Consider the following 6073-nt stretch of genomic DNA (forward strand, 5'->3'; position numbering starts at 1 on the left):
CAGACTTATTATACACTATATTGCAATAAAAAAACCCTCTGATTTTTCAGAGGGTTTTTATTGCTTACTCTGCTATTGTTATTTCATCGTCTTCGTCATTTTCATCATTTTCTTCAGATTTTGATGCTTTTTTAGCTTCTTTTGCTAATCTAGCTTCTTCTTTTTTTGCAGCTTTAGCTAATTTAGCCTCTTCTCTTTTATGAGCTTTTGCTTCTTCTTTTTCTGCTTTTTCTTTATAGAAAGTAATTCCTTGTACATGTACATTTACAGTAGATACTTCTAGTCCAGTCATTGTCTCTACAGTATTCTTAACATTTTCTTGTATTTTGAAAGCTGTATCTGGTATAGATTCTCCAAATTCGATATTAACATAAATATCTAATATTATTTGTTCTTCATCTATTTGAATTTTTACACCATTATTCTTAAGTAGTTTATCTGTTATTGTAGTTATTGTTTCTACATTTTCAACTTCTAAAGCTGCTAATCCAGCTATAGTAACTATCACTTCGTTTGATATTTTAACTTGTCCTAAATTATTATTTTCCATGACACACTACCCCCTATTCTTAGGTTATTATTTATTATATAATATCAAATCCTTTTATAATTTGCAAGAAATAAGGCTTAATTTTATTATAAACCCATTCTTATCAATTTATTCTAAAATTTATCAATTATCTATTATTTGTAAGTTTTATATTTTCGCGACTGATTCCAGATTGATTTGAAACTATATCAAATATTTTAGTCGCATCATTTTGTTTAATTTCTTCCATATTTACGACAACATTTGCTTTATCTCCGTCTATAAATACTATTGCTTCATCATATCCTTTAGCTAAAAGTAAATTCTCTATTTGTAGTTCTGTATCGCTGTTTTTTACTATTGAAACCTTCATGTTTGATGCTTCTACTTTTGCTTCATCAGCTGTAGATGGATTGTTTATTATTTCATTTAGTTGTTCTGTAAGTTGATTTCTTTGTTTTTCTCTAGTCATTTTCATATCTACTATATATGTATCGCTATCTATATTTTCCTTAGAATTTAGCGTATCTTCTATTTCTTTGCTTGTCTCTTTAGCCAAGTTTTCTACGTCTGAATTTTCTTTAGCTGTATCTTTAGTATTATCTTTAGAATTAGAAGTTTCTGTAGATTTATCTTTATCATCAGTAGTTACTTTGCCATCTATACTATCTACTAATGTAGTATCATCAGGAGAATTTTTATCTATTTGAGCTTGTTCATAAGCCTTAAATTCATCTGAAACACTAAGTGTTGAATCTTTGCTAAGTTGATAATTAACTACACCTACTGCAATCAACATCAAACTCAATGATAAAACTACAAATCCCCTGTTTTTATAATTAAATTTCATAAAATCCCCCCTATTTTTTTATGCAAAGTATTTATTTAGCATAAACTTCAACTTGATGTCCTGATATTTGAAGTGCTGTTTGAACAGCTTCATATAATGTCTGTTTTACTTGAGCATCTTTTGCTCCACTTGCAACTACTAAAACACCTTTTATCTTTGCTTCTTTAGTCTTTATAACTATAGGATCAGAAGAATTTGAAGTGACTAGTGTTTTATTTTCACTTGATGTTTCAACTGTTCTTTCTCCACCTGAAGAATCTGTTTCTGATGTAGTTTCTTTTGTAGCACTTGAATTATACGCTGGCTCTATTTCTTCGCTATTATCATAAGTAATCATAACAGATACATCACCTGAACCATTTATCTCTTTTAATATTGCTGTAAGCTGTTTTTCTAAATCATCTTTTTCTTTTTCACTACTAGAGGCTTGTTGAGCTTCTTCACTTTGCTTTGTTGTTGTATTTTCCTCTTTTTGTGCATCAGCTACCTTTTCTTTTCCTTGTATTATATTTAGCGCTACTAGACTTACAACACATAGCGCACCTACAACTAATAAGCTTATCAATTTTTTCTTTTCCTTTTCATTAAAATTTATTTTTTTAAACATAAAACTCGCTCCTATTAATCAATTTCAATTTTATCAATCGATACTTCCAAGATTTTTATCAAGTCGTTTTTTAATTTATCTTTATTCTCACTTTTGTTTGTCGTATTATTTTTAAAAACTTCGCTGTCTTTGCTCGAACTATCTTTATCTTTACTATTTTCTTCCAATTCAGAATCTCCTTCATTATTTTTTTCTTTTATTTTAAGACTTTCTATATCAGTTCCATTAAAATCTATATCTTCAAGTTCATATCCATATTCATCTAATTTCATTTTTAGTACATCTTTTAAATTGCTCTGGTATTCACTATCTAAGTTAAAATTGCTGTTATTATCAACTAAATCTTTATTACTCTCTACATATCTTTCGTTATAATCAGTCATAGATTTTAGTATCTTATCTTCAAATGACTCGTCACTTGAGAAAAAACCTACAATTGGTGAAATTACAATAAATATAAATATAAAATTGCAAACTAAATTAATATAAGGTTTTAATTTACTTTCTGGAAGTACCATATCTACTATATTTATAATAAAAGCTCCTATTAAGATACAGATTATCCAACTTTTAATCTCATCCACCCCCTTAGATTAATTTATATTTTTATTAAACTTTTTATAATTTTTATCTATGAAGTAATACTAAGTGATGTCAAAATACTTATCGTCACAAAAAACATTATTAGTACTGCTAATACAGAAATTAAAATAACTGTCATAAGTTTAGATGTTTCATCCATAAAGGAAGATATATTTTCCTCTCCTATAGGTTCAACTATTGCAGCACCTATTTTATATACTAGAATTATTGAAAAAATCTTTATGAGAGGTATAAAGCAAATTCCAACTAATAAAATAAGTCCAACTGCTCCAAAAATATTTTTTAATAAAATCGAAGAAGATAACAATAAATCTACTGAATCTGATACGAAACTCCCTATAACAGGTATAAAACTTCCTACTGCAAATTTAGCGCTTTTTACAGCAAACTTATCAAATGATGTAACATATATCCCTTGTATAGATACAAGACCTAAGTAAACTGTAAAAGCTGCTCCTACAATTACTACATTTGCTTTTTTAAGTAATTCTGAAAATCTCTTTAATTTTATGTTTTTAGATAGGTTATTTATAACTAGTACGCAAAATGCCAATGTTATAAGTGTAAAAATAACATTTTTAAATACCATATTTATTATAGACACACCTCCCACAAACACTGGTGATAATGTTGCTGATGTCGTTGTAAGACCCCCTACTGCTAATAATGTCAATAATATCGGTACAATTACATTGACTATGCTTATTATGCTATTTACTGTTGTATATGCAATTGATAATACATCTTTAAAATTGACTAATACTAACGTAACCATAGTTATAAAAATTATGTAATTTACAATTTTGCTTACTTCACCTGATGAAAAAGAGCCTTCTATACTTTTGAGAATTGATGATAATAATGCTAAGACGATTATCATAGTAATTACTTTTAGACTTGCTATTAATTGATCTATTACTAATTTTTTTATATTTTCGGTATTTATTAAATCTGTAAGTTTAGCATCTCCTTTGATTAAATCCTTTGCAAATTGCTTTAAATCTATATTTTTAAAGATTTCATTATCTTTAAGTTCTTCTTCCAACTTACTTATATTAATTTTTTCTAATTGCCTATTTATATAATTTTGTGATGTTTCATCTGATACTTTGTATTGTTGTGTACTTGACTCTGTATTGTCTTTATTTTCATTTGCAAAACTTATATTATTCATAGATATTATAAAAAATAAAGCTATTAATATTATTTTAAATTTATTTTTCATAATCTTTCTCCTACGGTATAATTCCGATTATCGCATCTATTATTGATAGCAGTATCGGAAAAGACATACTCATAATTATAATTTTTCCACCGAACTCGAGTTTAGCAGCTATATTGTTTTCCCCGCAATCTTTACAAAGTGACACTGCAAACTCCATAATATATGCTATTCCTATTAATTTTATTATTAAAGATATGTACATTGATGGAATATTTGCTCTGTCAGCCAGTTTATTTATTTCTTCTACTATAAAATTTAGTTTTAAGATTACAGATAGAAGTATAATTACTCCAGCAGTAATAGCTATAAAATTTGCAAATTCCGGTCTGTCCTTTTTTATGAATAAACAAAGTATGGTTGATATTATGGCAATTCCTATGATTTGGATTATTTCCAAAATACCACCTCCATTTTATTTTTCTGTTGTAACTTAAATTTTTAATATAATTTAAACATTGTTCTAACAGTATTGAATAAATCGCTTATTTCCCCTATCACAAGCCCCAAAACAATTACGACTCCTGCAAGGGTTGTAAGTGTTGCCCAGTCACTTCTATCTACTTTTGTCAAAATCATATTTAAAACTGATATTAAAATTCCTACACCAGCTACTTTGAATATTAAAGTTATATCCATACTCTCATCTCCTAAATTAAAATTATCCCTATACATATTCCACTAAATGTTATTAGCTTTTTATAGAGATTACCTTTGTTTTTTATATCTTCTTTACTTTCTATTGTTAGCTTCTTTAGATTTTCTACTGTTAAATCTATTAATCTCTCTTGGGATTCTACTTCACTTTTACCAAGAGATAAAATTAACTTTTTAAATTCTTCAATTTCGTTTTCTTTTAAATATGTATTTTTATATAAAATATTTATTGTATCTTGTAAAATCTGTTCTATTGTTTTTCCATCTTCTTTTGAAAGTTCATCTGCAAATTTTAAAAAGAACTCACTAAAATCATATTCATCTTTGACTGCTATATTTCTAAAAATTTCTTCTAATGTATACATTCCAAAAGCTAAATCCATTCTCATTATCTCTAATACCCTAATTAAATCATTTAGTTGTTTATGTCTTTTTATATATCTTTTAGATATATCTTCTCCTACTAAATAACTACATCCGATTAACATTCCTACTAATATTATTTTAATTTCCAAAATACCATCTCTTTTCCTGCAAATCATAAATTTTTTCTACTGTACCAGGTCCGTTTCTCGAAGATAATATGATTGCTTTTTTAAATAAGTTTCCATCTAATAGACGCCTTAATTCCTCTCTATTTTGTATATCTTCGATAGAATCCCCATGTACTGTTGTAATTAAGCTTACACCGCCATTTAAAGCCGTATATAATGCTTTTATTTCGCTTTCGTTGCCTATTTCATCAGTTACAATTACATCTGGCGACATAGATCTTAAAACCATCATGATTCCTAAGTCTTTTGGACAAGTTTCCATAATATCTGTTCTAATGCCTACATCTAGTTGGGGAATCCCCATACATGAGCCTCCTATTTCATTTCTTTCGTCTATTAATGCTACTTTTACTCCCTTAAATCCATATTCTCTATTTCCATTGCTTATATTTCTGACTATGTCTCTTAAAATAGTAGTTTTACCACATTGTGGTGGTGAAATTATTATTGTATTGTTTATTTGATTTTTATTTTTTATTACGTGTTTTAAAACTTTTTTTGAGCATCCTTTAATTTCTCTAGATATTCTTATATTAAGTGATGAAATATGCTTTATATTTTTTACTTGTCCATTTTCTATTATTACCTTACCTACTATTCCTATTCTGTGGCCCCCCCTCAGCGTTATAAATCCCTTTTTAATATCATCTATAAAAGAATGCACCGAATATTTACATATAATTTGAAATGTCTCTTCTATATCTTCTTTTGTGACTATATATGGATTTTTCATTTCTAAATCCAAATTACTTGTCTTGTCATTATAAAAATAATCCTTGGAGTCTCCATTTATTATCAATGGCTTATTTACTCTAAGTCTTATTTCTTCAATATTTACTTCATCATTTATTATGCTTTTTATCTTTTTTCTCAAATTAATCGATAGTGAGTTAATAATTTCATCTGAAAGTTTCATGATATCCCTCCTTCTTGTTTATAAATATATATTTATTTTGATTAAAAATTATTACTCTTATTGTGTATGTAATTTTATACGATGAATTATCATATTAAGTGCAACACTTAAAAATGGATAAAAAAATAGCTCATA

General features: G+C 27.1%; 9 protein-coding genes. All 9 read right to left on the reverse strand.

The window, feature by feature from the left end; genetic code table 11:
* Nucleotides 1-64 precede the first annotated feature (64 nt).
* The gene (locus RDX53_RS08225; protein WP_195930819.1) at nt 65-550 is read right to left on the reverse strand and encodes an Asp23/Gls24 family envelope stress response protein; all 486 of its coding nucleotides are present in this window, start codon (nt 548-550) and stop codon (nt 65-67) included.
* Nucleotides 551-677: 127 nt separating this feature from the next.
* Nucleotides 678-1379: a SpoIIIAH-like family protein gene (locus tag RDX53_RS08230; protein WP_195930818.1), complete on the reverse strand. Its 702-nt coding sequence runs from the start codon at nt 1377-1379 to the stop codon at nt 678-680.
* Nucleotides 1380-1410: 31 nt separating this feature from the next.
* Nucleotides 1411-1986 (reverse strand): stage III sporulation protein AG, encoded by a 576-nt coding sequence (locus tag RDX53_RS08235; protein ID WP_195930817.1) that lies wholly within the window; start codon nt 1984-1986, stop codon nt 1411-1413.
* A gap of 14 nt (nt 1987-2000) precedes the next feature.
* The gene (locus RDX53_RS08240) at nt 2001-2570 is read right to left on the reverse strand and encodes a stage III sporulation protein AF (protein WP_195930816.1); all 570 of its coding nucleotides are present in this window, start codon (nt 2568-2570) and stop codon (nt 2001-2003) included.
* Between the two features lie 47 nt (nt 2571-2617).
* Nucleotides 2618-3814: a stage III sporulation protein AE gene (gene spoIIIAE, locus RDX53_RS08245; protein ID WP_195930815.1), complete on the reverse strand. Its 1197-nt coding sequence runs from the start codon at nt 3812-3814 to the stop codon at nt 2618-2620.
* 10 nt (nt 3815-3824) lie between these two features.
* Nucleotides 3825-4211 carry a stage III sporulation protein AD gene (gene spoIIIAD / locus RDX53_RS08250; protein ID WP_195930814.1) on the reverse strand — a complete coding sequence of 129 codons (387 nt, stop codon included), beginning with the start codon at nt 4209-4211 and terminating at the stop codon, nt 3825-3827.
* A 41-nt stretch (nt 4212-4252) separates the two neighbouring features.
* The gene (gene spoIIIAC / locus RDX53_RS08255; RefSeq protein ID WP_195930813.1) at nt 4253-4450 is read right to left on the reverse strand and encodes a stage III sporulation protein AC; all 198 of its coding nucleotides are present in this window, start codon (nt 4448-4450) and stop codon (nt 4253-4255) included.
* 11 nt (nt 4451-4461) lie between these two features.
* Nucleotides 4462-4983 (reverse strand): stage III sporulation protein AB, encoded by a 522-nt coding sequence (locus tag RDX53_RS08260; protein ID WP_243269585.1) that lies wholly within the window; start codon nt 4981-4983, stop codon nt 4462-4464.
* Nucleotides 4973-5938 carry a stage III sporulation protein AA gene (gene spoIIIAA, locus RDX53_RS08265; protein WP_195930811.1) on the reverse strand — a complete coding sequence of 322 codons (966 nt, stop codon included), beginning with the start codon at nt 5936-5938 and terminating at the stop codon, nt 4973-4975. The genes RDX53_RS08260 and spoIIIAA overlap by 11 nt, the downstream gene beginning before the upstream one ends.
* Nucleotides 5939-6073 lie beyond the last annotated feature (135 nt).

Source organism: uncultured Intestinibacter sp., assembly GCF_902468165.1.
GTDB lineage: Bacteria > Bacillota > Clostridia > Peptostreptococcales > Peptostreptococcaceae > Intestinibacter.

What these genes read in the sequence shown, in the direction of transcription:
- RDX53_RS08225 (WP_195930819.1), bottom strand. Translation starts at nt 550, where the DNA reads ATGGAAAATAATAATTTAGGACAAGTTAAAATATCAAACGAAGTGATA.
- RDX53_RS08230 (WP_195930818.1), bottom strand. Translation starts at nt 1,379, where the DNA reads ATGAAATTTAATTATAAAAACAGGGGATTTGTAGTTTTATCATTGAGT.
- RDX53_RS08235 (WP_195930817.1), bottom strand. Translation starts at nt 1,986, where the DNA reads ATGTTTAAAAAAATAAATTTTAATGAAAAGGAAAAGAAAAAATTGATA.
- spoIIIAE (WP_195930815.1), bottom strand. Translation starts at nt 3,814, where the DNA reads ATGAAAAATAAATTTAAAATAATATTAATAGCTTTATTTTTTATAATA.
- spoIIIAC (WP_195930813.1), bottom strand. Translation starts at nt 4,450, where the DNA reads ATGGATATAACTTTAATATTCAAAGTAGCTGGTGTAGGAATTTTAATA.
- spoIIIAA (WP_195930811.1), bottom strand. Translation starts at nt 5,938, where the DNA reads ATGAAACTTTCAGATGAAATTATTAACTCACTATCGATTAATTTGAGA.